General features: G+C 70.4%; 18 protein-coding genes. 12 read left to right on the forward strand and 6 right to left on the reverse strand.

All coding sequences use genetic code 11. From position 1 onward, the window contains the following. Positions 1-77 precede the first annotated feature (77 nt). From IT371_24110 to IT371_24125, 4 genes are read left to right on the forward strand one after another with little or no spacing between them, the layout of a single operon-like run. Positions 78-1,118, forward strand: coding sequence for a DNA-protecting protein DprA (locus tag IT371_24110; GenBank protein MCC6750763.1), 1,041 nt, complete (start codon positions 78-80; stop codon positions 1,116-1,118). Next, positions 1,003-3,507, forward strand: coding sequence for a type I DNA topoisomerase (gene topA / locus IT371_24115; GenBank protein ID MCC6750764.1), 2,505 nt, complete (start codon positions 1,003-1,005; stop codon positions 3,505-3,507). Before IT371_24110 ends, topA begins: the two co-directional genes overlap by 116 nt. Positions 3,508-3,532: 25 nt before the next feature. Next, positions 3,533-4,897, forward strand: coding sequence for a methylenetetrahydrofolate--tRNA-(uracil(54)-C(5))-methyltransferase (FADH(2)-oxidizing) TrmFO (gene trmFO, locus IT371_24120; GenBank protein MCC6750765.1), 1,365 nt, complete (start codon positions 3,533-3,535; stop codon positions 4,895-4,897). A 3-nt stretch (positions 4,898-4,900) separates the two neighbouring features. Continuing rightward, on the forward strand, positions 4,901-5,224 hold the full coding sequence (locus tag IT371_24125) for a PilZ domain-containing protein (GenBank protein MCC6750766.1): 324 nt from the start codon (positions 4,901-4,903) through the stop codon (positions 5,222-5,224). Here IT371_24125 and IT371_24130 read toward each other — a convergent pair. Genes IT371_24130 through IT371_24140 form a run of 3 tightly spaced genes read right to left on the reverse strand, consistent with a single transcriptional unit; the run spans position 5,217 to position 7,188 of the window. Continuing rightward, complete coding sequence (locus IT371_24130; GenBank protein ID MCC6750767.1) at positions 5,217-6,182, reverse strand: hypothetical protein; 966 nt, start codon at positions 6,180-6,182, stop codon at positions 5,217-5,219. The two genes, IT371_24125 and IT371_24130, sit on opposite strands and share 8 nt — an antisense overlap. Next, positions 6,179-6,937: an Ig-like domain-containing protein gene (locus tag IT371_24135; protein MCC6750768.1), complete on the reverse strand. Its 759-nt coding sequence runs from the start codon at positions 6,935-6,937 to the stop codon at positions 6,179-6,181. Before IT371_24135 ends, IT371_24130 begins: the two co-directional genes overlap by 4 nt. Beyond that, complete coding sequence (locus IT371_24140) at positions 6,934-7,188, reverse strand: hypothetical protein (GenBank protein MCC6750769.1); 255 nt, start codon at positions 7,186-7,188, stop codon at positions 6,934-6,936. The genes IT371_24135 and IT371_24140 overlap by 4 nt, the downstream gene beginning before the upstream one ends. A gap of 118 nt (positions 7,189-7,306) precedes the next feature. Between IT371_24140 and IT371_24145 the strand changes: the two genes are divergently transcribed. From IT371_24145 to IT371_24170, 6 genes are all read left to right on the forward strand, one after another. Then, positions 7,307-8,599 carry a glycosyltransferase family 4 protein gene (locus IT371_24145; GenBank protein MCC6750770.1) on the forward strand — a complete coding sequence of 431 codons (1,293 nt, stop codon included), beginning with the start codon at positions 7,307-7,309 and terminating at the stop codon, positions 8,597-8,599. 97 nt (positions 8,600-8,696) lie between these two features. Then, a complete protein-coding gene (locus IT371_24150) occupies positions 8,697-9,044 on the forward strand; it encodes a DUF4398 domain-containing protein (GenBank protein ID MCC6750771.1) in 348 nt (115 codons plus the stop codon). Positions 9,045-9,047: 3 nt separating this feature from the next. Then, positions 9,048-10,085, forward strand: a complete 1,038-nt coding sequence (locus IT371_24155; protein MCC6750772.1) for an OmpA family protein — start codon at positions 9,048-9,050, stop codon at positions 10,083-10,085. Between the two features lie 50 nt (positions 10,086-10,135). Further along, positions 10,136-11,470, forward strand: a complete 1,335-nt coding sequence (locus IT371_24160; protein ID MCC6750773.1) for a tetratricopeptide repeat protein — start codon at positions 10,136-10,138, stop codon at positions 11,468-11,470. A gap of 230 nt (positions 11,471-11,700) precedes the next feature. Continuing rightward, entirely contained in the window at positions 11,701-17,052 is a 5,352-nt protein-coding gene (locus IT371_24165) for a tetratricopeptide repeat protein (protein ID MCC6750774.1), read from the forward strand. 85 nt (positions 17,053-17,137) lie between these two features. Further along, positions 17,138-19,204, forward strand: coding sequence for a hypothetical protein (locus tag IT371_24170; protein MCC6750775.1), 2,067 nt, complete (start codon positions 17,138-17,140; stop codon positions 19,202-19,204). Between the two features lie 12 nt (positions 19,205-19,216). On the opposite strand, the gene IT371_24175 is transcribed toward IT371_24170, so the two are convergent. The 3 genes from IT371_24175 to gshB form a co-directional block, all read right to left on the reverse strand. After that, positions 19,217-20,899 (reverse strand): PAS domain-containing protein, encoded by a 1,683-nt coding sequence (locus IT371_24175; GenBank protein MCC6750776.1) that lies wholly within the window; start codon positions 20,897-20,899, stop codon positions 19,217-19,219. A gap of 13 nt (positions 20,900-20,912) precedes the next feature. Then, complete coding sequence (locus tag IT371_24180) at positions 20,913-22,121, reverse strand: type II secretion system F family protein (protein ID MCC6750777.1); 1,209 nt, start codon at positions 22,119-22,121, stop codon at positions 20,913-20,915. A gap of 114 nt (positions 22,122-22,235) precedes the next feature. Beyond that, entirely contained in the window at positions 22,236-23,195 is a 960-nt protein-coding gene (gene gshB / locus IT371_24185) for a glutathione synthase (protein ID MCC6750778.1), read from the reverse strand. 132 nt (positions 23,196-23,327) lie between these two features. Here gshB and IT371_24190 point away from each other — a divergent pair, with 132 nt between their 5' ends. Beyond that, the gene (locus IT371_24190; GenBank protein MCC6750779.1) at positions 23,328-25,010 is read left to right on the forward strand and encodes an aldehyde dehydrogenase family protein; all 1,683 of its coding nucleotides are present in this window, start codon (positions 23,328-23,330) and stop codon (positions 25,008-25,010) included. A 28-nt stretch (positions 25,011-25,038) separates the two neighbouring features. Beyond that, positions 25,039-25,938 carry a proline dehydrogenase family protein gene (locus IT371_24195; GenBank protein ID MCC6750780.1) on the forward strand — a complete coding sequence of 300 codons (900 nt, stop codon included), beginning with the start codon at positions 25,039-25,041 and terminating at the stop codon, positions 25,936-25,938.

The following is a 25,938-nucleotide window of genomic DNA, read 5'->3' on the forward strand; positions in this document are numbered from 1 at the left end:
CGGTGAGGCCGACCCTCCTTCTTTCACGCCCGAAGCCCTCCCCGCAACACCCCGCCCGACGCTTCCGACATCCGCCCATGACGCGACGCGAACAGGCTCTCTGGCTGGCCCTCGCGGTGGGGCCGCATCGATCTGCCCACGCTCTGCGCGACCTCTCCGGCGCGGATCCCGACCTCCTCCTCGAGACCGCCTGGCCTACTCGGGCGGAGATCGCTGGCTGGCATCCGGCTCCCGACCGCCCGGGCGAGCTCCTAGATCGGATGGACCGCCTTCTCCGGGGTTTGGCCCGCCGCGGGGCCAGGGCGCTGCTCGCCACGGATCCCGACTACCCCCCGCCGCTGCTGGCCCGCCTCCCGTCCCCGCCCGCCGTGCTGTTCGTGCAAGGCCGGATCCCGGCGCGACCGGTCGTGGCTGTCGTGGGCTCGCGGGCTGCCGGTCCTCGTGGGGTGGGCCTGGCGACCGACCTCGGTCGGGAGCTCGGGATGGCGGGCTATCTCGTGCTCTCCGGCGGCGCCCTGGGCATCGACGCTGCGGCGCATGCCGGAGCGCTCGAGGCGGGGGCACCGACCGTGGCGGTGCTGGGCTCGGGGCTCGACCGGCTCTACCCAGAACGGAACCGCCAGCTGTTCGAGGCCGCGTCGCAGGCCGGCGCCCTGGTTACGCCGCATCTTCCGCACGAGCCCCCCCGCGCAAGAAATTTTCCTAGTAGAAACAGATTGATAGCTGCGTGGGGAGTCGCGCTGGTGGTCGTGGAGGCCCGGCGGCGATCAGGGGCCCTCCTCACGGCGAGCTATGCTAAATCATGCGGCATTCCAGTCTATGCCGCGCCAGGGACACCGGGCACCGCGGCGCTTCTCCGATCCGGGGCGGGACTGGTCACCGGAGCGAAAGATGTGGTAGGGGTCATCTCCGGCGCGCGGCCCGCCGTCTCCTCCCATCCTATTATGGATGTGCTGGAGCAGGAGGTCCTGGCGCTGCTAGCCGGTGGGCCGCTGACAGTGGATGAGGTGGCCAGCGCGGCGCGGATTCGTCCGGGTGCCGCGGCGGCCGTTCTCGTCCGGCTGCAGCTCGCGGCCTTCGTGGTGTGCGCACCCGGAGGGCGGTACGCGAGAACGTGAGAGGCGCCCCGGGAGCTCCGAAGTTCCGAGGAGAGTGAGTCGCAAAGCCATGCCGAAGTCCCTAGTCATCGTCGAGTCGCCAGCCAAGGCGAAGACCATCAAGAAGTACCTCGGGGCCGACTTCTCGGTGAAGGCCTCCGTGGGTCACGTCAAGGACCTCCCGAAGAGCAAGATGGGGGTAGACGTGGAGCACGACTTCGCGCCCCAGTATGTTGCTATTCGAGGAAAGGCAAAGATTATCACAGAGATAAAGAAGGCTTCTAAAGAAGTAGATTACGTATTCCTCGGGCCTGACCCGGATCGCGAGGGCGAGGCCATCGCCTGGCACATCGCCGACGAGGTGCGGTCGGTCAACCCGAACATCCAGCGGGTGCTCTTCAACGAGATCACCAAGAACGGGGTCACCAGGGCCATCGAGCACCCCGTCCCGCTGGACGCCCGGAAGTACGACGCCCAGCAGGCACGCCGCATCCTGGACCGGCTGGTGGGCTACGAGATCAGCCCCATCCTCTGGAAGAAGGTCAAGCGAGGCCTGTCGGCCGGCCGTGTGCAGTCGGTAGCCGTCCGGCTGATCGTGGACCGCGAGCGCGAGATCCGAGCCTTCGTGGCCGTCGAGTACTGGAGTATCGCCTGCGACGTGGAGACGCTGCAGGCCGCGCCCTTCGAGATCCGCCTCGTGCAGGTGGACGGGAAGAAGGCGGACCTGTCTGATAGCGCCGGGGCCGAGGAGGTGGCGGAGGGCCTTCGCCAGGCCGCTTATCGCGTCACCGAGGTCACGCGCAAGGAGCGCAAGCGCCGGCCGCCGCCCCCCTTCATCACGTCTAAGCTTCAGCAGGAGGCAGCGCGCAAGCTGCGCTTCACGCCGAAGCGCACCATGGCGCTGGCCCAGCGGCTTTACGAGGGGGTCGAGCTCGGCAAGGAAGGGGCCGTCGGTCTCATCACCTACATGCGTACCGACTCGACGCGGATCTCGGACGAGGCCGTGGGGGCCGTGCGAGAGCTCATCAGCACCCGGTACGGGGAGCGGTACCTGCCCGAGAAGCCCATCGTCTATAAGAGCAGCAAGTCGGCGCAGGACGCCCACGAGGCGATCCGCCCGGCGGATTTGCAGTACGATCCCGAACGGGTGCGCAAGCTCCTCGTGGATCCGCTCGAGGCCAAGAAGTCGCCCAAGGCCCGGGAGGCCGAAGAGCTCCTCAAGCTCTACTCGCTCATCTGGGCCCGCTTCGTGGCGTGCCAGATGAACGCGGCGATCTACGACCAGACGGCGGTGGACGTGACGGCGGGGCGCTGTCTGCTGCGGGCTACCGGCCAGATCCTCCGCTTCGACGGCTACCAGGCCGCGTACGAGGAGGCCGCCGAGGAGGACGGGAGCGGCGGGCGCGAGGGGGACCGGGTGCTCCCCGACGTGAAGGAGGGGGAGGATCTACGGCTCCTCGCGGTCAAACCGGAGCAGCACTTCACGCAGCCGCCGCCGCGCTTTTCCGAGGCGTCGCTCGTGAAGGAGCTGGAGGAGAAGGGGATCGGTCGCCCCTCCACGTATGCCAGCATCCTGAGCACGATCCAGGACCGGGAGTACGTCGAGAAGCGGGAAGGGCGGCTCCACCCCACCGAGCTCGGGGAGCTCGTGAACGACCTGCTCTGCGAGAGCTTCTCTCAGGTCGTGAACGTGGAGTTCACGGCGAACATGGAGCAGCAGCTCGACCTGATCGAGGAGGGGCACGCCGACTGGGTGGCCCTGCTGCGCACCTTCTACGAAGGGTTCTCCTCCGCCGTCGAGCAGGCGAAGGTCCAGATGCGCGACGTGCGCAAGGAGGAGATCCCGACCGAGCACACCTGCGAGAAGTGCGGCGCCACGATGGTGATCAAGTGGGGGCGCAACGGCAAGTTCCTGGCCTGCTCGGGCTACCCCGAGTGCAAGAACACCAAGGAGTTCCGCACCACGGCGGAGGGCAAGGTAGAGGTCGTGGCCCAGGCGGTGACCGACGAGGTCTGCGACGCCTGCGGGGCTCCGATGACGATCAAGAATGGCCGCTTTGGCTCCTTCCTGGCCTGCACGCGCTACCCGGACTGCAAGACGACCCGAGCCATCTCGCTCGGCCTCGGCTGCCCGCTCGAGGGGTGCGGAGGGTTCGTCACCGAGAAGCGCTCCAAGCGGGGCAAGGTATTCTACGGCTGCTCGAACTATTCCAAGACGGGCTGTGGTTTCGTGAGCTGGGACCGGCCGATACCCGAGCCGTGTCCGCAGTGCGGTGCCACGTATCTGTTGAAGAAGCAGACGCGGCAGGGCGTTCGAATCTACTGTCACAGCAAGGAGTGCGGCTACGCGCGGGTCGAGGGCGAGGCCGAAGGGGACGGGACGGGCGCGGCCGAGAAATCCGCCGGCTGAGCCCGCACCGGGGCGAGAGGCAGTCGTGGAAGCTCCACGGGTGACCGTGATCGGTGGGGGCCTCGCGGGGAGCGAAGCCGCGTATCAGCTGCTGAGAGCCGGCTTCGCGGTGGACCTCGTGGAGGCGAGGCCTGCGGTGCAGAGCCCCGCCCACGCGTCGCTCCTCTGCGCCGAGATGGTCTGCACGAACTCGCTCCGTTCGGATGCCGAGGACACCGCTCCCGGGCTGCTCAAGGACGAGATGCGACGGGTGGGCTCCTTGCTCCTCGCGAGCGCGGATGCGACGCGCGTCCCTGCCGGCACCGCGCTGGCGGTGGACCGCTGGGCCTTCGCATGGACGGTGACGGCGTCGCTGCTGGCTCACCCGCGGCTCCACCTGCGCCGGCACGCGGTCGAACGCCTGCCGGAGGGGCCGACGGTGCTGGCGAGCGGGCCGCTCACCGCGCCCGCCCTCGCCGCACACCTCGGCGAGCAGCTCGGCGGAGGCCTCCACTTCTACGACGCCATCGCGCCGATCGTGGAGGCCGACTCCATCGACTGGAGCCGCGTCTTTCGGGGCGAACGGCGAGACGCCGACAGCCGCGACTACGTGAACTGCCCCCTCGACCGCCCGGCCTACGACCGTCTCGTGGCGGGCCTGCGCTCGGCGGAGCGCGTTCCGCCGCACCCCTTCGAGGAGGAGCGCTTCTTCGAGGGGTGCCTGCCGGTGGAGGTGATGGCGGCGCGCGGGGACGACGTGCTGGCCTTCGGACCCCTGCGGCCCGTCGGGCTCACGGACCCCCGCACGGGTGAGCGCCCCTACGCCGTCGTGCAGCTCCGCGCCGAGGACGAGGCGCAGACCTGCTACAACCTGGTGGGCTTCCAGACCCGGCTGACCCACCCCGAACAGCGTCGCGTCTTTCGCCAGATCCCGGGGCTCGAGCAGGCCGAGTTCTCGCGGCTGGGATCGATTCACCGCAACTCGTATCTGGACGCGCCGCGCGTGCTGGGCCCCCGGGCAGAGCTCACGGCGCGGCCCCTGGTGCGGGCGGCGGGCCAGCTCGCGGGGGTCGAGGGCTACCTCGAGTCCGGAGCGCTGGGGCTGGTCGTCGGGCTGCTCCTCGCGGCAGACCTGCGCGGGGCCACCCTGGCACCTCCGCCGGGCACGACGGCCCTCGGGGCGCTGCTCCGTCACGTGACCCGCAGGCGCGGCCGACTCGAGCGGTACGAGCCGTCGAACGTCATCTTCGGGCTGCTCCCCGAGGCGGAGTCGCGGATTCGAGACAAACGGCGGCGGCGCGTCGCGATCCGAGAGCGTGCGCTTCAGGACCTGGACCGCTGGCTCGTCGAGCTTCACGACGCGCTACCTGAGCTCGGGCGGGCGGAGTCTCCGGCCCACGCGAGGGTGTAGGACGTGGCGCGCGGTCGGTCCACCGGCGGAGGCGAGCGGCGCAGACTCCCGCGCAGCCAGGCGCGGCTGGCGGTAGTGGAGCTCCGAGGCAATCAGCGGGTCCCGCGCACGGCGAGCCGCTTTGGGGTCGGAGGCTTCTTTCTGGAGCTCCCCGTGGCGGAGGTCGTCGTCGGCCAGCTCGTGGTGGTGGAGTTCGCGGCGCCCGACGGCCCGCTCCGCGTGACCGGAGAGGTGGTCTACGTGAGCGACGCCGGGGCGGGCGTTCGCATGACGCGCGTGGACTGGCGAAGGCTGCAGGCCTTGCTCGACCGGCTCGCGCCTACTTGATGATCCCCTTGCGCCGGAGCTCGAGGAAGCGGCCCCAGCCGAAGATCAAGGGATGCCGCCGCTCGCGCTCGGTGAGCTCTAGACGAACGCCGTGATTGCGCTCGAGCTTGTCGAGCTCGATTTGCAGCCAGTCGTCCACCGTGAGCGCGAACTTGGGCCAGCGCAGCACGCCGCGCCGACGGCTCCGCGCGAGGAAGCGCTCCGTGCGGCGGCGGCTCGCGGCGTCGGGGAGGTCGTGGCGGTAGGTGGCGCCGGTGCGGAGCGGTGCGCCTCGGCGCACGGCGTGGTGCGCGAGCGCCAGGGCGAAGACCTCGCGGTAGTAGTCCCTGTCCCCGGAGACGAGCTTGTCGATCTTGGTCGGCTCGGCGATGCGCTGCTCCCCGAGGTAGGAGAGGCCGAGCACCTCGCCGACCGCCTGGTCCAGGGTGAAGGTCTCGGGGAGGCGCGCGAGCGCGTGGGGGACGAGCGCGAGCACGGCGCGTTCGAGTCCGTCTACCACCTGCGCCTCGACCTGCGCGTCGCGGGCGTACGCCAAGAGGACGCGCTTGCTGAAGCGCCCGAGGTGATAGATGTCGTCGGCCTCGGCGGAGGTCTGGCGGCGGAACTGGTCGAGGGAGAGTACGGAGTACTTGCAGCGGAGCGGTGGCCCGTCGGACGACGCGACGGTTGCGTAGTAGATGTTCGGCGGGACGACGAGGTTGAGCGCCGCTTGCAGAAGGTCGCCGTGGAAGCGGCGGAGATGGTCGGTGAGCAGGAAGAAGTCGTGGAGCCCCGAGCGGGTCGCATCGCCGGCAGACAGGCGCGAGCCGTAGAGGACGACGGCCGCGAGCTCGGCGCCGTGGTTTCGACGGAACAGCTCGACGAAGCGCAGCGCTTCGGGGGGGGCGGGGGCCAGAAGGCCGTTCCGGAGGGCGGTGCGGAGGTCGCGGCCGTGGTCTCCGGTAGGGGGCGAGCTCATTCGGCCCCCCCGTCGATCCAGTCGGCCACCTGACGGAGCTCGAGCGGCGAGAGGCGCGTCGCGTCCGAGGGGGGCATCGGCAAGCCGACGAACCCGTGCTCGGCGAGCAGCTTGCGCATCAGGTAGCTCCGAGCGTGGTCGCCGGGGGCCACGCGGAGCAGGGCGGGGAGCTCGGTGCTGCGGACGCCGCGCAGGCTCGCTCGTGCGGCGCTTGGGCTCGACAGGTCGAGGCGGGCGCGGGCCGAGGCGCCTTCGTGACATCCGGCGGCGCAGCGGGCATTCCAGAGCGGCTGCAGCTCGATCGCGCTCGGCGCGCGCGGGGGCGGGCTCTCGGGCGGGTCGTCGTTTGTGCGGCTCCCCGTGGTGAGCTCGAGGAGCTGCGAGCGCTCGAAGCTGGAGCCGTCGAGCCCGCGGACCTGATGCGACACGAGGAGACGGTATTCGAGCTCGGGGCGCAGCGGTTCGCGCGGGGTGAAGCGCAGACTCCGGTCGAGGAGGTCCACGCGCACCTCGCCGGTGACCTCCGTGGTGCCGGTCTGCAGCCGCACGTCGGATGCGCCGATCGATTCCGGCGCGGGGGCCACGTTGAGATAGACCGTGAGCGCCGAGCGGAGGCCAACCTGGCGCGCCCCGCTCGGCGGCACGCTGCGCACGATGTGGAGCCCTTGGCGGCGTACGGGTAGGGGACCTGGCTGGTCGAGATAGGTGCAGCCCGCGACCGCCACGCAGGTGAGAAGGAGGCTCTGGCGGATCAAGACTCGGCGTAGAGCCGGACCTGCTCCTGCATGACCTCGGGCGTGATGGCCGCCCGGATGTGCTCTTGCAGGCAGTCCGCGAGGCAGATCATCATCTCGGAGACGCCGCGGTCCTCCACCACCTTGGTGAGCAGAGCCCGCGATTCCCGGCTGTCGTCTTCGCGCAGGAAGTCACGCACCATCTCCAGCGTCAGGTCGCCCTGGAAGTCCAGGATCAGGTTCTCGATCAGGTACGCGATGAGCTGCTTCAACGCTCTTCCTCCCGCTGGTGTGCGACGGAGGCCGTCCCAGCCAAAGGGAAGGAAAGACCCACGTCGCCAAACGGTCTGCTAATATACCAAACCAACTCGGGCTGCAAGCGAACTCATCGTGGAGCGCATCCTGGTGGTCAGTTACGGCGTCGTGCCCGCTCCGGACCGGCACGGCGTGAGCTTGGACAATCTGCTCCAGGCGCTCGGGGTGCGTTACGACGTGGACGCGATGACGGTGCGTGCCGGGGACCTGCCCTACGTTCAGACCTATCGGCGCGCCCGGATGCTCCGCGTACCCGTCGGCAGCGACGGTCCACGTCAGCAAGTGGAGGTCTTTCGCCGGGCCCTGCGGCGGCAGCTCGAGGGGGCCGACTACGACGTGATCCACCTGCGCGACGCCTGTGGCGGACCACCCGCGTGCCAGGCCAGCCAGTCGCACGAGACGAAGCTCGTCTTCGAGCTGGCGCGGGGGAGCGACGAGCTGCCGGTGGGGGGCGACGCCTCCCTCCCCTCGGAGCTCGCGGCGGACGAACGCGAGTGCCTTCGCCGGGCCGACCTGGTGCTGGTCTCGTCCCGCTGGGCGGGGGACCACCTCTCGCGACTTCATCCTGCGCTGCGCCTCGGCCTCTTTCCGCCGGCCGTGAACATCGATCTCTTCGACTGGGAGCCCGTGCCCCTGCCGCGCGAGCCGCTCCTGCTGTACGTGGGGCGCGTGGCGCCGGGGCGTGGCCTGCGGCTACTCGTGCAGGCCGTGGCCGAGGTCGCGCGTGAGCGCCCCTGCCGGCTGCGGGTCGTGGGAGCCGACGTGGAGGGCTTCGGGACCCAGCTCGCCGCGCGGGCGGCGGAGCTCGGCATCGCGGAGCGCCTGGAGCTTCTCGGCGCGGTGGAACACGAGGAGCTGCCGCGACACCTCGCGGAGGCGACGCTCTGCGTGGTGCCGCAGCTGGCCGATCCGCTGCGCAAGCCCTTCGCGGCGTGTCCCCTCACCCTCCTCGAGTTCGCCGCGTGTCGGCGTCCCGTGGTCGCGCCGGAAAGGCCGCAGGTCACGGAGCTCTTCGTGCCCGAGGCGGAGGTGGCCACCTTCGCGCCCGACGACGTGCACGCGCTCGCGCAGCAGGTCCTCGCGCTCCTTGGCGACGGGGAGCTGCGGCGCCGGATCGCCGAGCGGGCGTACGACACGGTCCGTCGCGGACACGCGGCGTCAGCAGCCCGGCGCAAGCTGCTCGCGGCCTACCAGACGATCCTGCCGCCGAGGCTCGCGGCGGGGGACGAGCCGACCGGGGACGCGGGCCCTTCTCTCGCCACCGACGACACGACGACCGCGCAGCGGCTGCTCGAGGCGGTGCCGCCGGCGCCGCGCGACGGGGACGGGGGGTCGGCCGAGGCCTGGCTCCCCCCCGACCGGCGCTGAGCTTCTCGGGGTTCGCGAGCGAGCGACGCAGGTCTGAACCATTCGGAATGCTTTCAGTTGTTGACTGCCCCGGGGGGCTTTGCTAGGTTGCCGAGCCATGCGCGCCCCTCTACTCGTGCCCCTGGTCTTGGCAGGCGCGCTGCTCCTCGGTGGCTGCGGCCCCGTGCACTACCTCGTGCAGGTGACCGCCCGTGCGCAGCGTGCGCTCGCCGAGGCGAAGACCGCGGGGGCCGAGCGACTGGCGCCGTACCATTACTGGTCGGCGGTCACCTACCTGGAGATGGCCCGCGAGAAGGCGGGCTACGCCGACTATCAGCTCGCCATCCGCTATGGGGAGATCTCCGAGGAGATGAGCGACCAGGGGAGGCGCCTGGCCGTGGACCGCGCGCAGTCGAGGACGGCGCCGGGGAAGGCGCGGCCGGCCGGTCACGGAACGGAGCGCTGAGCCATGCGGCTGCTGCGTCTGGTCGCCGTCCTCGCGCTCGTCGCTGCGTGCGCCGGACAGACCACGCGTGGCAAGACCGACGGGGTCGCGGCGATCGTCAAGGGCGCCCGAAAGAATGGGGCCGAGACCTGCGCCCCCAAGGAGCTCGCGCTCGCGGAGGCGCACCTTCGGCGGGCGCGGGACGAGCTGGACCTCGGACACCTGGTGCCCGGACGCGAGCACGCGGACCTTGCCGAGGCGCAGGCCCACCTGGCGTTTCGTAAGTCGCCTCCGGACAAGTGCGCCACCGGCATCGACTCCGACGGCGACGGCTGCCCGGACGCGGCCGACGCGTGCCCGCACCAGGCGGAAGATCGCGACGGCTTTCAGGACGACGACTGCTGTCCCGACCCGGACAACGACCGGGATGGCATCCCCGACGTGACGGACCGCTGCCCGAACCAGCCCGAGGACAAGGACGGCCATCAGGACCAGGACGGCTGCCCCGAGCCGGACAACGACCGGGACGGCGTGGCGGACATCTCGGACAGGTGCCCGAACGACCCCGAGGACTGGGACGGTTTTCAGGACGAGGATGGCTGTCCCGACCCGGACAACGACGGGGACAAGCTCGCCGACCTGAAGGATCAGTGCCCGAACGAGGCGGGAGACCCCGCGGGCGACGGGTGTCCGTACAAGCTGGTGGTCGTGACCGGCACGAAGATCGAGCTGAAGCAGACGGTGCACTTCGCGACGGCGCGGACGCGCATTCTGCCGCGCTCCTTCCCCCTGCTGACGGAGGTGGCGCAGGTGCTCTCCGACCGCCCGACCCTTCACGTGCGCATCGAGGGGCACACCGATAGTCGCGGGAACGACGCGTACAACCTGAAGCTCTCGGGCGGGCGAGCCAACTCGGTTCGAGCCTTCCTGATCGGCAAGGGGGTAGACCCGGCGCGGCTCGAGGCCCGTGGCTTCGGCGAGACGAAACCCATCGACGACAACCGGACGCGCTCGGGGCGGGCCATGAACCGACGGGTGGACTTCTTCATCACCAAGCAGTAGTTAGGCGTGCGGCGCAGTCGTCCGCTTCGCTGGAGATACCAGGAATCGCCATGTCCGTGCTGAGATGGTCTGGATTGCCGAGATGGGTGGGCGTCGCCGCCCTCCTGCTGGGCCTCGCCGCGCCGGTCCCTGCGAGGGCCGAGGTGGGACCCAAGGTGGAGCAGCTCAACGCCAAGGCGATGGAGAGCTACGACGGCCTCGAGTTCGACGAGGCGAAGACGCAGCTCCTCGCGGCCCTCAAGGCGGCGCAAGAGGGAGGACTGACGGCGGGCAAGGCGCTCGTCAGCACCTACCTGAATCTGGGGATCGTCTACGGCGCCGGGCTGAACGATCGGCTGACCGCGATTCGGTACTTCACCGAGGCGATCAAGCTGGACCGCGAGGTGAAGCTGGACCCGAAGCGCGCGACGCCTGCTCTCGACGAGATGTTCAACAGCGCCAAGGACGCGGCGGGGCCGGCGCCGGCTCCGGCCACCGCGGACTTCAAGCACGTTCCGGTGAGCCAGGCCAGGGAAGGCCAGTCGCTCTCCATCACGGCCTCGGTCGGCGGGAGCCTCAAGGCACGGCGCGTGGTGCTCTTCGTGCGCCGGAGCGGCCGCGCGGAATTCAGCTCGCAGGTCATGGAGGCGATTGGCGGAGAGACCTACCGCGGCCTCATCCCCCCCGCCCTGGTCCAGGGGCGGTCGCTGCACTACTACCTCGAGGCGCAGGACGGCTCGGGGGAGCGCCTGGCGGGGAGCGGCACTGCGGCGAGCCCGAACACCGTCGCGGTGGGCGCGGGGGACCGCGACCTCCCTCGTCCGCCCAGGAAGCGCGAGAAGCTGGTCAGCATCGCGGTCGGGATCGGTACGGGCCTCGGCGTCGTGTTCGGCGGGTCGTCGGAACACCTGCATCCGCGACGGGGCGGGAAGTTCGAAGCGGCCGAGGTCACGCCGGGTGGCGCCATGTCCCCTCTGCACCTGATGGGGGAACTCGGCATCCACCTCACGCGTCACTGGCACCTCGCGGGCCTCGTGCGGGTGCAGCTCGTGAACGGGCTGAGCGGTGACACGGTGACCGAGCCGAACACGGTGAGCGTGCTCGGCATGGCGCGCGCCAAGCGCTTCTTCGGCGACGGTTCGACGCGGTTCTACCTCTCGTTCGGGGCCGGAGGGGGGCAGATCCGGCACCGCATCTCGCTCGGCGACTACGACCGCGACCCCACCACCCCCGACGACATCGTGGACGCGCGCGTGGCGGGCGTAGGTCTCTTCGGCTTCGGCGGCGGGCTCAACGTGATGTTCACTCCCACCGTCGGAATGATGGTGGATCTGAATGGCATGCTCATGATTCCGGACTTCGCGGCGCACGTGGACCTGAGCGCGGGCCTGGTCCTGAGCTTCTGACCCGGGCACGTTGACAGGACCGGGTCGGCAACCGACAGTGGAGTGTCGTGAGCGACGAGAAGAAGAGCGGAGGGGCGGGACATCGCGGTGGCACCGAGCCGCGGCCAGCCGTCGGCGCAGCGGACCGTAGGTCACCTCGTCCCGCCGTCGAGCCCCCCCGCCCCGCGGCCGAGCCGCATCGTCGGGCCGGGCCGCCCCCCGTACCTCGCGCCAAGGACGCCTTCGGGGGGATGCCGCCGCTCCCCGACGATGCCTTCACCGGACCGAACGCGCCGTCTACGCCCGCCCCGCGACGCGGCCCGCCGCCCCCGCCGCCTCCGCGCAGCAAGACCGCGGAGCTCAGGTCGCCCCCCGGCACGCCGCCGCCCTCTAGCGGCGACGAAGAGCCCCTGCCGCGCGCCAGGAGCACTGAGCTGCGCGTCTCGCCGCCGCAGTCGACGCCCTCTCCGGCGGCGCGCGCGGAAGATCCCACGCTGCAGCGGTCGAAGACCCGCAGCCGTCCGCTGCCGGCAGTGCCGACCCCTGTCGATGAGCCGCCTCGCGAGGGGGCTCGCGGCGCCCGCGCGGTGCTCCCCGAGGTGCTGGACAGCGAGGAAGACATCCTCCTCGTCACCGCCGAGCTCGGTCCCGGCATCCCGAGCGAGCCGTCGCAACCCGGACAGCTCGGGCTGGTCGGCGACGTGGACGTGCTCTTCACCTCGGTCCACGGCTTCATGGAGCAAGAGCTCGACCACCTCGACCCGCAGGACAAGCGAGGACGCGCGGTCTTGCTCTACGAGCTCGGGCACCTCGAGGAGACGGTCTTTCGCGACGTGGGTCGCGCCGAGGGGCGGTACCGGGAAGCCTTCGAGCTCGACCGCGGCTTCGTCCCGGCGCTGCGCGCGCTCCGGCGGCGACACGAGGCGCGTTCGCGCTGGCGGGACGCCCTGCAGGTTCTCGAGGCGGAGGTGGAGGCGACGCCCCGCGAGGAGCTGCGGGCCGCGCTCCTGACGCAGCAGGCGGAGCTCCTCGCGAGCCGGCTCTCCGACACCGAAGGTGCGCTCAAGGCGTTGCAGGCGGCGGTGGCTCTCTCCCCGCGGAGCCGTCGCGCGGTGGAGGCGCTGCGAGGCATCTACTCGCGCCTCGAGCGCTGGGAGGAGCTCCTCGAGGCGCTGCGACAGATCGCCAACATCACCAGCGAGGAGGCCGAGCGGGCCCGCTTGACCGTGGAGATGGCCGAGCTCTCGGAGTTCCGCCTCGGTCGCGCCAAGGAAGCCGAGGAGCTTTACGCGCACGCCCTCGTGCTCGATCCGGCCAGCCAGAAGGCGGCCATGGCGCTGCGGCGGCTCTACCTCGCGCATGGACGGTGGAAGGAGCTGAGCGAGCTGCTCGCCAAGGAGGCCGGTCGCGAGCACGAGCCCGAGGAGATGTTCGCGGACCTCTACCGCTCGGCGCGCATCTCCGAGACGCACCTGCACGACGACGTTCGCGCGGCGTCCCTGCTCGAGACCGCGGCGGCGCTGAAGCCGGCCGACCCGCTGCCGCTGCAATCGCTCGCCGAGACCTACGAGCGGATGGGGCGCCACGAGGAACAGGCGGCCGCCATCGGTCGCCAGCTCCGATTGGTGCGGGACCCCGCGGACCGGGCGACGCTCTGCTATCGCCTCGGTCGCACGCTGCAGCACTGGCTCGGTCGCACCGACCAGGCGATGGACGCCTACCGGGAGGCGCTCAAGCACCAGCCCGGTCACGAGGCGACGATCCGCGCCCTCGTGGCGCTCTACCAGCAGGCCGAGCGGTGGGAGGAGCTCCTCGAGCTCGAGCTGCTTCGCGCCGAGCGCGTGGCCGACAACGGGCGCCGCGCCGACGGGTACCTGAAGGCGGCGGCGCTCTGCGAACAGCGACTCAAGGACGTGCCGCGTGCGGTGGAGCTCTACGACCGCGCGTGGCGCCTCCTGCCGGGGACCCCCGACGCGTTTCGTGCGCTCGACCGGATCTACCGTCAGTCGGAACGCTGGCAGCCGCTGGCCGAGCTCTACGAAGCCAAGGCCGAGCTGACGCAGGACCCGCCGCTGATGGTCAGTCTCCTGCGCGGCGCGGCGGCGATCTACGAGGAGAAGCTGCGCCTCCGGGATCGGGCCATCGTCACGCTGGAGCGATTGCGCGAGCGGCGTCCCGGCGACAGGGAGACGCTCGTCTATCTGGCGCGGCTCTACGAGGAGGCCGGCCGGGTGGAGCAGCTGCGCCAGGCGCTCGAGGAGTGGGCGGCCGTCACCGAGGACGAGCGCGAGCGCACCGAGTTGAGGCGGCGCATCGGCGAGCTCTACGAAGGACCGCTCCGGCGGCCCGAGCAGGCGGTGGAGGTTTACCGCCAGATCCTCGAGACGGCGCCCGGAGACCGCGCCACGCTCGAACGCCTCAAGGCCAGCTACGAGCGGACGGGGCGCTGGAACGACCTGGTGCAGATCCTGCGGGCCGAGATCGCGGTGGTGGGGAGCGAGGAGCTCGCCCCGCTGCAGCTCGAGATCGGCCAGCTCTGCGAGGACAAGCTCGGCGACCTCGACCAGGCCGGCGCAGCCTACGACGCGGCGCTCGCCGCCGACGCGGGCTACACCCCGGCGATGCTCGCGCAGGAGGAGCTGCTAAGGCGGCAAGGGGCGTGGGGGCGACTCGTGGCGTTGCTCGTCGCCCAGGCGGAGCGGCTGAAAGAGCCGGCGCGCGCGGCGGCATCGCTCTGTCGCGCAGGCGAGGTGTGCGAGGAGCAGCTGAAGGAGCAGTCGCAGGCCGAACAGCACTACCATCGCGCGCTCGAGCTCGACCCCGGCAACACGCCGGCGCGGCACGGCCTCGAGCGCCTCTATCTCGCGGCGCAGGATCGGCGGGCTCTCGAGGCGCACTACATCCGCGAGGCGGAGGGGGCGAGCAACCCCGTCGTGCGCGTACGCGCCTACCTCCGGCTGGCCGCGCTCTTCGAGGGCCCGGGCGACGACGCGACGGGCGCGATGGCGGCCTACGAGTCGGCGCTGAAGGCGGGAGAGGACCAGCCCGAGGCGCTGCACAGCCTCGCGGCGCTCTGTCGCCGACGCGGGAACTGGGTGCGGCTGGCCGCGCTGCTGGCGCGAGTGGCCGGCTCCGCGCACGACCGCGACGCCGCGCTGGCCGCGCTGAAGGAGTGGGCCTCCCTCGTGGAGCTACATCTGGCCGACCGCTGGGACCCCGCGCCGATCTACGAGCGCGTTCTCGACGGCGACGCGCAGGACTACCACGGGCTGAACGCGCTCGAGCGACTCGGCTACAACCGGGGCGACTTCAAGGCGCTGCTGCCGCTCACGCTGCGCCAGATCCGGGCTGGGGGCGACCTCAACTGGGTCACCGCGCTGTGCGTGCGGGCGGCGACCTTCATCCTGGCCGGCGGGAAGTACCGCGAGGCGGCCGAGATCCTGCGGCGTGGGCTCGAAGGGACCCCGACCTACCTGCCGGCGATCCGCCTGCTGCGCCGCATCGACGAGGTGCTCGAGGAGTGGGGGGAGGCCGCCCAGCTGCTGCTCACCGAAGGCGATCTCGCCGCGAACCCCGAGGCGTCGCGTTCGGCGCTGGCGCGGGCCGGGAACCTCCTGCTCGACCGCTTCGGCGACGTGGAGGGAGCTCGCGCCGCGTTCGAACGCGTCTTCGCCGGCGACCCCGCCAACGCCCAGGCCTTCGGGCGGCTGGCGCAGATCCTCTCCGACGCCGCGGACTACCCGGCGCTGGTCGACCTCTACCGTCGGCGCCTGGAGGCTGTCGAGTCGTCGGCGCGCGCGCCGCTGCAGCTCCAGCTCGCGGCGCTCTATCGCGACTCGCTCCGCGACGAGGAGGCGGCCGTCGAGGTGTTGCGCGTCCTCCTCGCGGCCGACCCCGAGCATCGCGCCGCGCTCGCCGAGATCTCCGAGCTCTGCGCGAGTCAGCACCGCTGGCGCGAGGCGGAGCAGTACCTCGAGCAGCTGGCGCGGCTCGGCTCCGAGCAGCCGGAGGCGCGGCGAGATGCGCAGCTCCGTCGCTCTGCGATTCTCGAGGAGCGCCTCGGTGACGAGGAGGGCGCGCTCTCGGTCCTCGAGGAGCTGGTGCAGGAATTCCCCGGCGACGGCGAGGTCCTGCGGCGCTGCATCCTGATCTACCAGCGCCGCGGCGATTGGGGACGGACCGTCGAGGTGCTCGGGGAGCTGGCCAGGACGGGTCCCGCGGGAGAGCGGGTGAGCCGCCTCGTGGACCTGGCGGAGATCTATTCGCGGACTCTCGGCGATCGGGATTCGGCGCATCAATGCCTGCGACGCGCCGGGGGGCTGCTCGTCGAGACGGGTGCGGGGATCGACCGCGTGCGGGAGTACTTCGAGCGGCGTGGCGACTTCGAGGGGCTGGTGGACCTGCTGGGAGACGCGGTCGGAAACCTCCCCCCCGAGGGAAGTCCCGGGGCGGTCGCGGTTCGCCTCGCGCGCGCCCGCGTGCTGGCTGGCCGGCTCCTCAGGCCGAGCGAGGCGGAGATCGAGATCCGTCGCGCGCTGCAGGGCGACTCCCGTTCGATCGAGGCGCGCCTTGAGCTGGCCGGACTGCACCTCTGGGGCGACAACCTCGGGGAGGCGACCACCGAGTACATGCGGGTTCTCGACCAAGATCCCTTCAACCAGGACGCGTACCGCGGCATCTTTCGCGTGAACGAGCGGCGGGGGGATCTGGACCGCGCCGCCGGCGCCGCGCAGGCCGTGTGCGCTGTTGGCGAGGGCGACGACGCCGAGCGCAAGATGGCTGCGCAGGCCGAGATGGCGATGGAGCCCGCGCTCCCGTCGGCGGCCGCGACTCCGCTCGGCATCCACGGCTTCTGGCATCTCGTGGCCAGCCCCGCCGAGCCGCAGGCTCCGCGCGAGCTGCTCCTCGCGGTGGCGGACTTCCTGCCGCAGACCTTTCCCGCCGACCTGGAGCGCGTCAGCGAGACCGGGGTGATGCCGCTCGACCCCGAGGAGGCGCTGGCCACCCGCTGCACGCTGCTCGGTCAGGTGCTGGGGGTCGATCGCTTCCAGACCTGCCTTGGGCAGGGGCGCTCCGAGGTGGTGGAGGTGCTCCCCGGGAGTCCGTGCCGCCTCGTGGTGGACGAACGGTTCGCGGCGCGGGCGAGCCCGGCCGAGCTCCGCTTCGCCGTGGGGCGGGGCCTCGCGGAGATCCTCACACGCACGGCGTACTTCCGCGTCCTGTCGCCGCGCAAGGTGGAGCTGCTTCTCACGGCGGTGGCCGATCTCTACGTGCGGGGCTTCGCGGAGTCGCAGGGGGCGCCGGACGGGATCGAAGAGGTCCTCCGCACGCTCGGTCGCGTGCTCCCGCGCCGGGTGCGCAAGACGCTCGAGGAGCCGGCCCGCGCCTACGCGGCCGCACCGCTCACCTCGGCCTCGGCGTGGGTCACGCAGGCGCAGCGCAGCGCAGAGCGGGCGGGATTGCTCCTCGCCGGGGACGTTCGCGCCGCGCTTCAGCGCCTCGTCGCGGAGCAGGCGAAACCCGCAGTGCGGGCGGAGCTGCTCCGCTTCTCCGTCTCGCCGCACCTCTACGAGGCGCGCCGTCGCTTGGGGCTGGCCATCTAGGCCCGTTGGTGACTAGCATGGCGCCGCCGGGGTCGAGGGCAGGACCCGACGCGCAGCTCGTCCCCGGCGGAGCAGGAGGTGTGCCGTGCGCTCCCGGTGGTCGTCTCTCGCACTGTCGTTCCTCGTCGTGACTCTGGCGGTCTTGCTGGCCACCGGCTGCAGCTGCCAGGGCGGAGTGGTGAGCTACACCGACGGTGGTGGCCGTCTCGCCGAGGCGGGGGTCCTTCTGGCCTGCCCCGGGGGCGAGGACCGCGACGGCGACGGGTACGGTCGCGGTTGCCGCGCGGGCCCCGACTGCAACGACGACGATCCGCTGGTCAATCCCGCAGCGCGCGAGGTGTGCGACGGGGTCGACAACAACTGCGACAGGCGGGTCGACGAAGGGCTCGTGACGGCCTGCGGTAGCTGCGATCCGGGGTGCGCCTCGGTCGGAGATGCGCCATTTCCCCTCGACCGCGCCAAGGATCCGGCCGTCAAGGAGGCGACCGGCGTTGGCCTCACCGACAAGGGGGACCTGACGCTCGACGGCAGCCGCGTCGAGAGCAACTACCTGTGGATCGCCAACACCGACGACCTGACGGAGGGGACGATCTCCAAGATCGATACCGTCGGGCTGAAGGAGGTCGCTCGCTACTATACGGTCACCTGCAAGAGCAAGGCGGGGGTCGCCGGCTGCGTCGACGTGGGAGGCAAGGCCATCGACCACGGGGGGACCTTCGAGCACAAGCCGTCGCGCACCGCGGTGGACATCAACTTCGACGTCTGGGTGGCCAACCGCGCCTTCGAGGGGCAGGCCTCGGCCACGAAGATCGCCAACGATCCGACCGACTGCATCGACCGCAACAAGAACGGCAAGATCGATACCTCGGCCGACCGCGACGGGGACAAACGCATCACGACCGACTGCGACGGGGACGGCAAGCCGGACACCGGGGCCACGGTCTGCAAGGGGACCCTGGCCGGCCTTCCGCCCGAGTTTCTGGGGGACGACGACGAGTGCCTGCTCTTCACCGTGGCGTACGGCGAGGCGAAGGACACTGGGCGCTCGATCTGCCTCGACGGGGGGATCGACCCGGGGCCGAGTCACGCGTGGGTCGGGACCAACTCCCGCAAGGCGAACCGCTTCTACCGCATCCACGGCGCGACCGGGCAGCTCGCCGGGCCCTACGAGCTGCCGAAGGGGCACAAGGTCTACGGGTGCGCCGTGGACTCGCGGCACGTGCTGTGGTCCTCCACCACCGACGGTACGCTGCACTACTTCAACACGCTGAACCCCACCCAGATGGGGCCGACGCTCCTCAAGCACCCGTGGGACGGCCAGAGCTTCTACGGCATCGTGGTCGACGACAAGGATCAGGTGTGGCTCGGGGGGTGGGAGAGCGGACGCATCTATCGTTATCGTCCGAACCGCACGAGCTTCACGTCGCTCGGACAGGGGAGCTGGACGGGGGTGAAGGCGCCGCCGGTCTTGAAAGAGACGCGCGGCATCGCGGCCGACACCAGGGGGTTTGTCTGGGTCGCGGCGAACAACGGCTACCTCTGGCGCGTCCCGCAGAATGTCGGGGAGGGGCTGCAGGACCTGAGCGGGAGCGCCGACTACTGGCCCACGTTCGGAGACGAGCTCATCGGCGCCGGGGTCGACTTCAAGGGGCACGTCTGGGGGATCAGCAAGGGCAAGGACGTGGCGTCGCGCCTCGACGTGGATGCGAAGGGAAACCCGATCCTGCCGCCGACAGCGCAGGCGAACACGGTGGTGGTCGGCGATGCGCCGTACACGTACAGCGACTTCACCGGCTTTGGCCTGCGCAGCGTCCTGCGCGGGCAGGGGGTCTATCGCTACCTGCTCAAGCCGTGCACCACGGGAAGCCAGAAGGCCACCTGGAAGCAAGTGCGCTGGAACGCCACCACGCCGGCGCAGACGCAGGTGCTCCTCAGGGTTCGTACGGCCGACAGCGAGACCACCTTCGGCAGCTGGGTCGGACCGTTCGATCGATCGCCTGCGGCCATCGACGCCACCTCCGCCACGCCGGTCTCCCCGAATCCGTCGGCCATGCTCGAGGTGGAGTTCACGCTCAAGTCGCTCGATCGAAAGAGCGCCCCCATCCTGCACGACTTCAAGGTGGGGTACACCTGCGCCGGGAAGCCGGACTGAGCCTTTCGGCGGCTACTCCGACGGCGCGGGCGCCGGGACCCGCGGCAGGAGCACGGTGAAGGTGGTGCCCTGACCCACCGTGCTCTCGACCTCGATCGTGCCGCCGTGTTCCTGGATCACGCGCTGGACCGTCGCGAGGCCGAGGCCGGTCCCCTTGGGCTTCGTCGTGAAGAAGGGCTCGAAGATGCGGGGGAGGTTCTCGGGCGCGATCCCCTTGGCGTGGTCCCGCACGGCGAGCGCCACCGTCTCCTCATCGCGCAGACGGACCAGCACCTCGATCTCGTGGCGCTCACCGGCCTGCCAGGCGTTCCGCACGAGGTTCCAGAGCACGCCGGAGAGCTGGTCCCGGTCGGCCGAGACCCAGAGCGGCTCGTCGTTACCGCGGACCACCACGCGCGGCACGTCCTCGCCCGACATCAGCTCGCCGATGACGCCGGCCAGGGTGTGGATCTCGCGGTTCAGGTCCAGGGGCTCGGCCTGCGGCGAGCGCGGACGCGCGTAGCTCAGCATGTCAGCGATCAGCTTGTCGAGCCGCTCGATCTCGCGGAGCGCGATATCCATCAGCGTGCGGCTGTCGGTGTCGAGGTGGGGCTCCGAGCGCAAGAGCTCGAGCGAGCCGGAGATCGACGCCAGGGGATTGCGGATCTCGTGCGCCACGGCCGCGGCCATGCGCCCGAGCGAGGCAAGGTGCTCCGAGCGCTTCATCGTCTGTTCGAGCTGGCGCAGCGTCGTGAGGTCCTGGAAGTTGATGATCCAGCCGGTCTGCTGGTCGAAGCGGTCGGTGAGGGGAGAGACGGATACGCCGAGGACGCGCAGGTCATTGCCGCACCCCACCTCGAGCTCCGAGCGCCGGACCAGAGCGCCGGCGGCGATGAGCGACGCGAGTTCCGGGACCACCTTCGCCAGGGGGCGGCCCGTCACCGTCGGACCGTCGAGCGCGAGGATGTCGGTCGCGGCCTCGTTGAGACCAAGGATCGTGCCGTCGGCGTTCACCGTGATGAGCCCGCTCGTGAGGCAGCGGATCACGTCCGCGTTCAGCGCGGCGAGGTCCCGAATGTGGGCCTGCTGCTGCTCGACGTGCAGGTCGGCCGACCGGAGCTGTTCCGCCAGGTAGCCGGCGAGGATGGCCACGGCGAACATGGCGCTGCCGTTCGTGAGGAGGCTCCGCACCAGGTTCTGGCGGGTGATCGCGCTCGGGTCGAGGGCCTGCCCGGGGACGAGGGGCAGCCACCCCGCGTGCCCGGAGAGAACCACCGCGACGAAGAACGCGGTGCCCGCCGCGGCGGTCACCAGCCCTGCGCGGCGCCCCAGCGTCACCGCCGCCGCCACCGGACTGAGCAGGAAAAGGAGGACGAAGGCGCTCTCCGCGCTCCCCGTGTAGTGCACGAGGGCCGCGCTCGTGAGCAGGTCGAGGCCGATCTGGACCGCCGCGAGAAGTCTGAGGTCCCGCACCAGGCGGAGGAGCAGGGCGTAGCTGATGTTGAGCAGGTAGAGGCCGGCGATGAAGACGAAGAGCACGGTGACGTACGGGCCACCGAGCTCCTCGGGTGTCCCCCAGGCCAGGTGCACCGATACGGTGCCCGCCAGGAGCAGGGTGAAGATGACCACCCGCACCAACATGATGTAGGCCAGGCGACGGCGCAGGCGCGAGGGGGGCGGCCGTGGGGTGAGGTCGGAGGAGGGCGCGAGACCCATGGGCGAGGGCGCCTTACTCGGCGCGAATGCTGCCGGCGAGCTCGAAGATCGGCATGTACATGGCGATGAGGATCGTACCGACGATGCCGCCGAGGAAGACCATCATCAGCGGCTCCATCAGGGAGGTCAGCGCGGAGACCGCGACGTCCACTTCCTCCTCGTAGAAGTCGGCGATCTTCTGCAGCATCTGATCCATCGCGCCGGTCTGCTCGCCGACGCCGAGCATCTGCACGACCATCGGCGGGACGACGCGGGTCTGCATCAAGGGGGTCGCCAGGTCGCGACCCTCGGCCACCTTCTCCTTCACGTGCAGGATGGCCTCTTCGACGACCATGTTGCCGGCGGTCTTGGCCACGATGTCCATCGAGTCGAGGATCGGTACGCCGCTGGAGATGAGCGTGCCGAAGGTGCGGGTGAAGCGAGCCACGACGATCTTCCGGATCACGGGCCCTACGATGGGTAATTTCAGCAGAATGGCGTGCCAGGTGCGCTTGCCCTTCCGAGTGCGGAGGATGGAGGTGATGCCTACGACGAACAGCACCGCGGCGATCGCGATGTAGTGCATGTTGCTGACGAAGCCCCGGCTCAGGTCGATCACGAACTGCGTGACGCCCGGGAGCGCTCCGGCCCCCATGTCCTTGAACATGGCCTCGAAGACCGGGATCACCTTCCAGAGGAGCACCACCACCACCACCACGGCCACGAAGCCGATGGCGATGGGGTAGACCATGGCGCCCTTGATCTTGGCCTTCAGCTTGAGCGCCTTCTCCATATAGGTGGCGAGGCGGGCCAGGATCGTGTCGAGGATACCGCCCACCTCACCGGCCTGGACCAGGTTGGTGAAGAGGTCGTCGAAGACCTTCGGATGCGCCCGCAGGGCTTCGGAGAAGGCGGCGCCCCCCTCGACTCGCTCCTTCACGTCGCGAATCACCTTGGCGAAGTTCTTGCTGTCGGACTGGTTCGCCAGGATCTCGAGCGCCTGTACGAGCGGAAGACCGGCGTCGATCATGGTGGCGAGCTGTCTCGCGAAGACCACCACGTCCTTTTGCTTGACGCCGGTGCCGAAGCGGATCTGGATCGCCGCGCCCTTCTTCTTGACCTTGGTCGCGGTGATGTTCTGGGAGCGGAGCGTGGCCAGAAGCTCGGCATCGTTGGCCGCTTCCATCGTGCCACTGCGCGACTCGCCGGCTCGGGTGCGGCCTTCCCAGACGAAGGTTGCCATCCCTAGAAACCTCTCTTTGGCGGGTGTGTTACGACGGCCTCCAGCTTACTCCATGCCCGCGAACGACGCGAATTTGTAGGGAGCGGTGGGAGCGCGCGCCGCGGCGTGGTTCCGTCAGCGCGGCCGGGCCGCGAGTTGCGTCTCCACGGCGTCGAGGAGGGTGCCCGCGATGTTGAGCCCGAAGCGGGCGTCGAGCTCGCGGATCCCCGTCGGGCTCGTCACGTTGATCTCCGAGATGAAGTCGCCGATCACGTCGAGGCCCACGAAGAGGAGGCCCCGGCGCACCAGCTCCGGTCCGACCTGGGCGCAGAGCCAGCGGTCCCGGTCGGTGAGCGGGCGGCCCTCTCCCCGAGCTCCCGCGGCCAGGTTCCCTCGGAAATCGCCGGGAGCGGGGATGCGGGCCAGGCAGTAGGGGATGGGCTCCCCGTTCACCACCAGGATGCGCTTGTCTCCGTCCACGATCTCGGGCAGGAAGCGCTGGGCCAGGGTGAAGCGTGTCTCGCGCGCCGTCATGACCTCGAAGACGACCTTGGCGTTCATCTCCCCGCGGGTCAGCCGGAAGATGGAGCTGCCCCCCATCACGTCCAGCGGCTTCACCACGATCTCCCCCTGCTCGTCCAGGAAGGCGAGCAGGCGAGCCATGGAGCGCGTGAGCAGGGTGGGGGGCGTGCACTCGGGAAACCAGGCCGTGAAGACCTTCTCGTTGGCGTCGCGCAGGGACTGCGGGCGATTGACCACCAGCGCCCCCTCGGCCTCCGCGCGCTCGAGGAGGTACGTGGTGTGCACGTACTCCAGGTCGAACGGGGGATCCTTGCGCATCAGGATTGCGTCCAGCGTGCCGAGCGGCAGCTCCACGGGGGGGCCGAGCTCGAACCACCGCTCCGCGCGATCCGTCACGGAGAGCGGCCGAGCGCCGCCCCACGCGCGCCCGTCGCGCAGGAAGAGGTCCCGCTGCTCGAGGTAGTGGAGGGCGAAGCCGCGCCGCTGCGCCTCGAGGAGCATGGCGAAGGTGGAGTCCTTGACGACCTTGATGGTCGAGATGGGGTCCATCACGACGGCTAGGCTGACGGGCATGCGGCTCCTCCGACGGAAGATACTCGATGGTGCACGGGCGGGCCATCGCCGGTCTCGCGCCCGGCCCACCTTGACAGCCTCGAGAGGCCTGAACAATATCAGGCCCGGCTTCGCGGCTGTGGAGGACGATTCATGGATAGGGTAGCGCTCGACCAAGCCATCGCCACGCTCCAGCAGAACAAGGAAGCGTGGGTGCGCGTTTCCGTGGATCGCAAGGTCGAGCTCCTCGAGGAGCTGATCCGGGGCACGGCGGCCGTGGCCGACCGTCAGGTGGCGGCCGCGGCGCAGGCCAAGGGCCTCTCTCCCGAGTCGCCCCTCGTGGGCGAGGACTACCTCGGCGGCCCCGTGGTGACGGTGCGCAACCTGCGCCTCCTCGCCGGCACGCTCCGGGACGTGGCGCGCTACGGGCGCCCCCGCCTCGACGAGAAGCGGATCCGGACGCGGGCCGGGGGCCAGGTGGTGGTGGAGGTCTTCCCCCTGAACCTCCTCGAGAAGTTCTTGTACCCGGGCTTTTCGGCCGAGGTGTGGATGCAGCCCGGCGTGACGCCGGACAGCCTGCCGTACCACATGGCCCACTTCTACCGGCAGAGCACGCCCGTGGGTCGGGTGGCGCTGGTGCTCGGCGCGGGGAACGTGGCCTCCATCGGGCCTCTCGACGTGGTGCACAAGCTCTTCGTCGAGGGGCAGGTCTGTCTGCTGAAGATGAACCCGGTCAACGAGTACCTCGGGCCCTTCATCGAGGAGGCCTTCGCGCCCCTCGTGCGCCAGGGATTCGTGCGCGTGGTCTACGGGGGCCCCGAGGCGGGGGAGTACCTCTGCACGCATCCGGGCATCGACGAGATCCACATCACCGGCAGCGACAAGACGCACGACGCCATCGTCTTCGGCACGGGAAAGGCCGGAGCCGACCGCAAGCGCAACAAGCAGCCCCAGAACGCGAGGCGCATCACGAGCGAGCTCGGCAACGTGAGCCCGATCGTCGTCGTGCCGGGCCTCTGGAGCGACGCCGAGGTGCAGTTCCAGGCCGAGAACATCGTCACGCAGATGACGAACAACGTGGGTTTCAACTGCAACGCGGCCAAGGTGATCGTCACCCACGAGAAGTGGCCCCAGCGGCGGGCGCTATTGGATGCCGTGCGGAAGGTGTTGCGCGAGCTGCCGCAGCGCCGGGCCTATTACCCGGGAGCCGAAGGGCGCTACGACGCCTTCGTCAAGACGCACCCCCAGGCGGAGGAGTTCGGCACCCGCCGGCAGGGAGAGCTGCCGTGGGCGCTCATCCCGGGCGTCAGCGCGGACAACACCGACGAGGCCTGCTTCACGACCGAGTCGTTCTGCGGCGTGACGGCCGAGACGACACTCCCCGGCGCCGACGCGGCGGAGTTTCTCGCGGCTGCCGTGCAGTTCTGCAACACGCGGCTGTGGGGCACGTTGAACGCCGAGATCCTCGTCCACCCGGCGTCGGCAAGCTACCTCGGGCAGTCCCTGGATCAGGCGATCGCGGACCTGCGGTACGGCACGGTCTCTCTGAACCACTGGCCGGCGATGGCCTACGCGCTCGGGACGACCACCTGGGGGGCCTACCCGGGCCACACCCTGGAGGACATCCAGAGCGGCATCGGGGTGGTGCACAACGCCTTCCTCTTCGACAAGCCCGAGAAGACGGTGGTGCGTGGGCCGTTCCGCATGTTCCCCAAGCCGCCCTGGTTCGTCACGCACAAGCAGATGCTCGCGGTGGGGCGCAAGCTCCTCGAATACGAACAGGAGCCGTCCCTAAAACACATCCCATCCATCGCCGTGCGGGCGATCTTCGGGTAGGCGAAAAGACAGCTTTCGGGATCCCTCAATGAGCATCTTCGATCGGATGGTCGTGCGCGCGCTCCCCGTGGTTCCAAAGGCCGTCGTGGGCCGCGTGGCGCAGCGGTACGTGGCGGGGTCCACCCTGGGCGAGGCCGTGGAGGCCATCCGGGGCCTCGCCGGCGAAGGCGCGATGGCGACGGTGGACGTGCTCGGCGAGGAGGTGACCGAGCGGGATCGCGCCGAGTCGGCCGTGGACGAGTATCTCCGCGTCCTCGACACGGTCCGCGCCGAGCGGCTCGCGGCGAACATCTCGATCAAACCCACGATGCTGGGCTTGAAGATCGACGAGGCGCTGGCCGAGGAGCTGGTGGGGCGACTCGTGCGCCGGGCCGCCGAGCTCGGCAGCTTCGTGCGGATCGACATGGAGGACCACACCTGCACCGACGCGACGCTGCGGCTCTACGGCAGCCTGCGCCAAGAACTCGGCAGCGTGGGGGTTGTCCTGCAGGCCATGCTGCGGCGCACGCCGGAGGACATTGCGGCGCTGGCCCCGGTAGGCGCGAACGTTCGCCTCTGCAAGGGGATCTACCGCGAGCCGGAGAGCCTCGCCTTCCAGGGTTACGACGAAGTGCGCGAGGCCTTCGTGCGCTGCCTCGAGCAGCTCTTCGCGGCCGGCTGCTACGTGGGGATCGCGACCCACGACGAGGTGCTGGTGGAGCGCAGCCTGGAGCTGATCCAGCGCTTCGGCCTGAAGCGCGAGGAGTACGAGTTCCAGATGCTCCTCGGCGTGACGCCGTCGCTCCGGGCGCGGCTTCTCGGCGCGGGGCATCGGCTGCGCGTCTACGTCCCGTACGGGGCCGACTGGTACGCCTACTCGATGCGCCGGCTGCGCGAGAACCCGACGGTGGCGCGGCACATCATGAAGGCGTTCTTCTCGCGGGGCTGA

It is taken from the genome of Deltaproteobacteria bacterium (genome assembly GCA_020848905.1).
Lineage (GTDB): Bacteria > Myxococcota_A > Polyangia.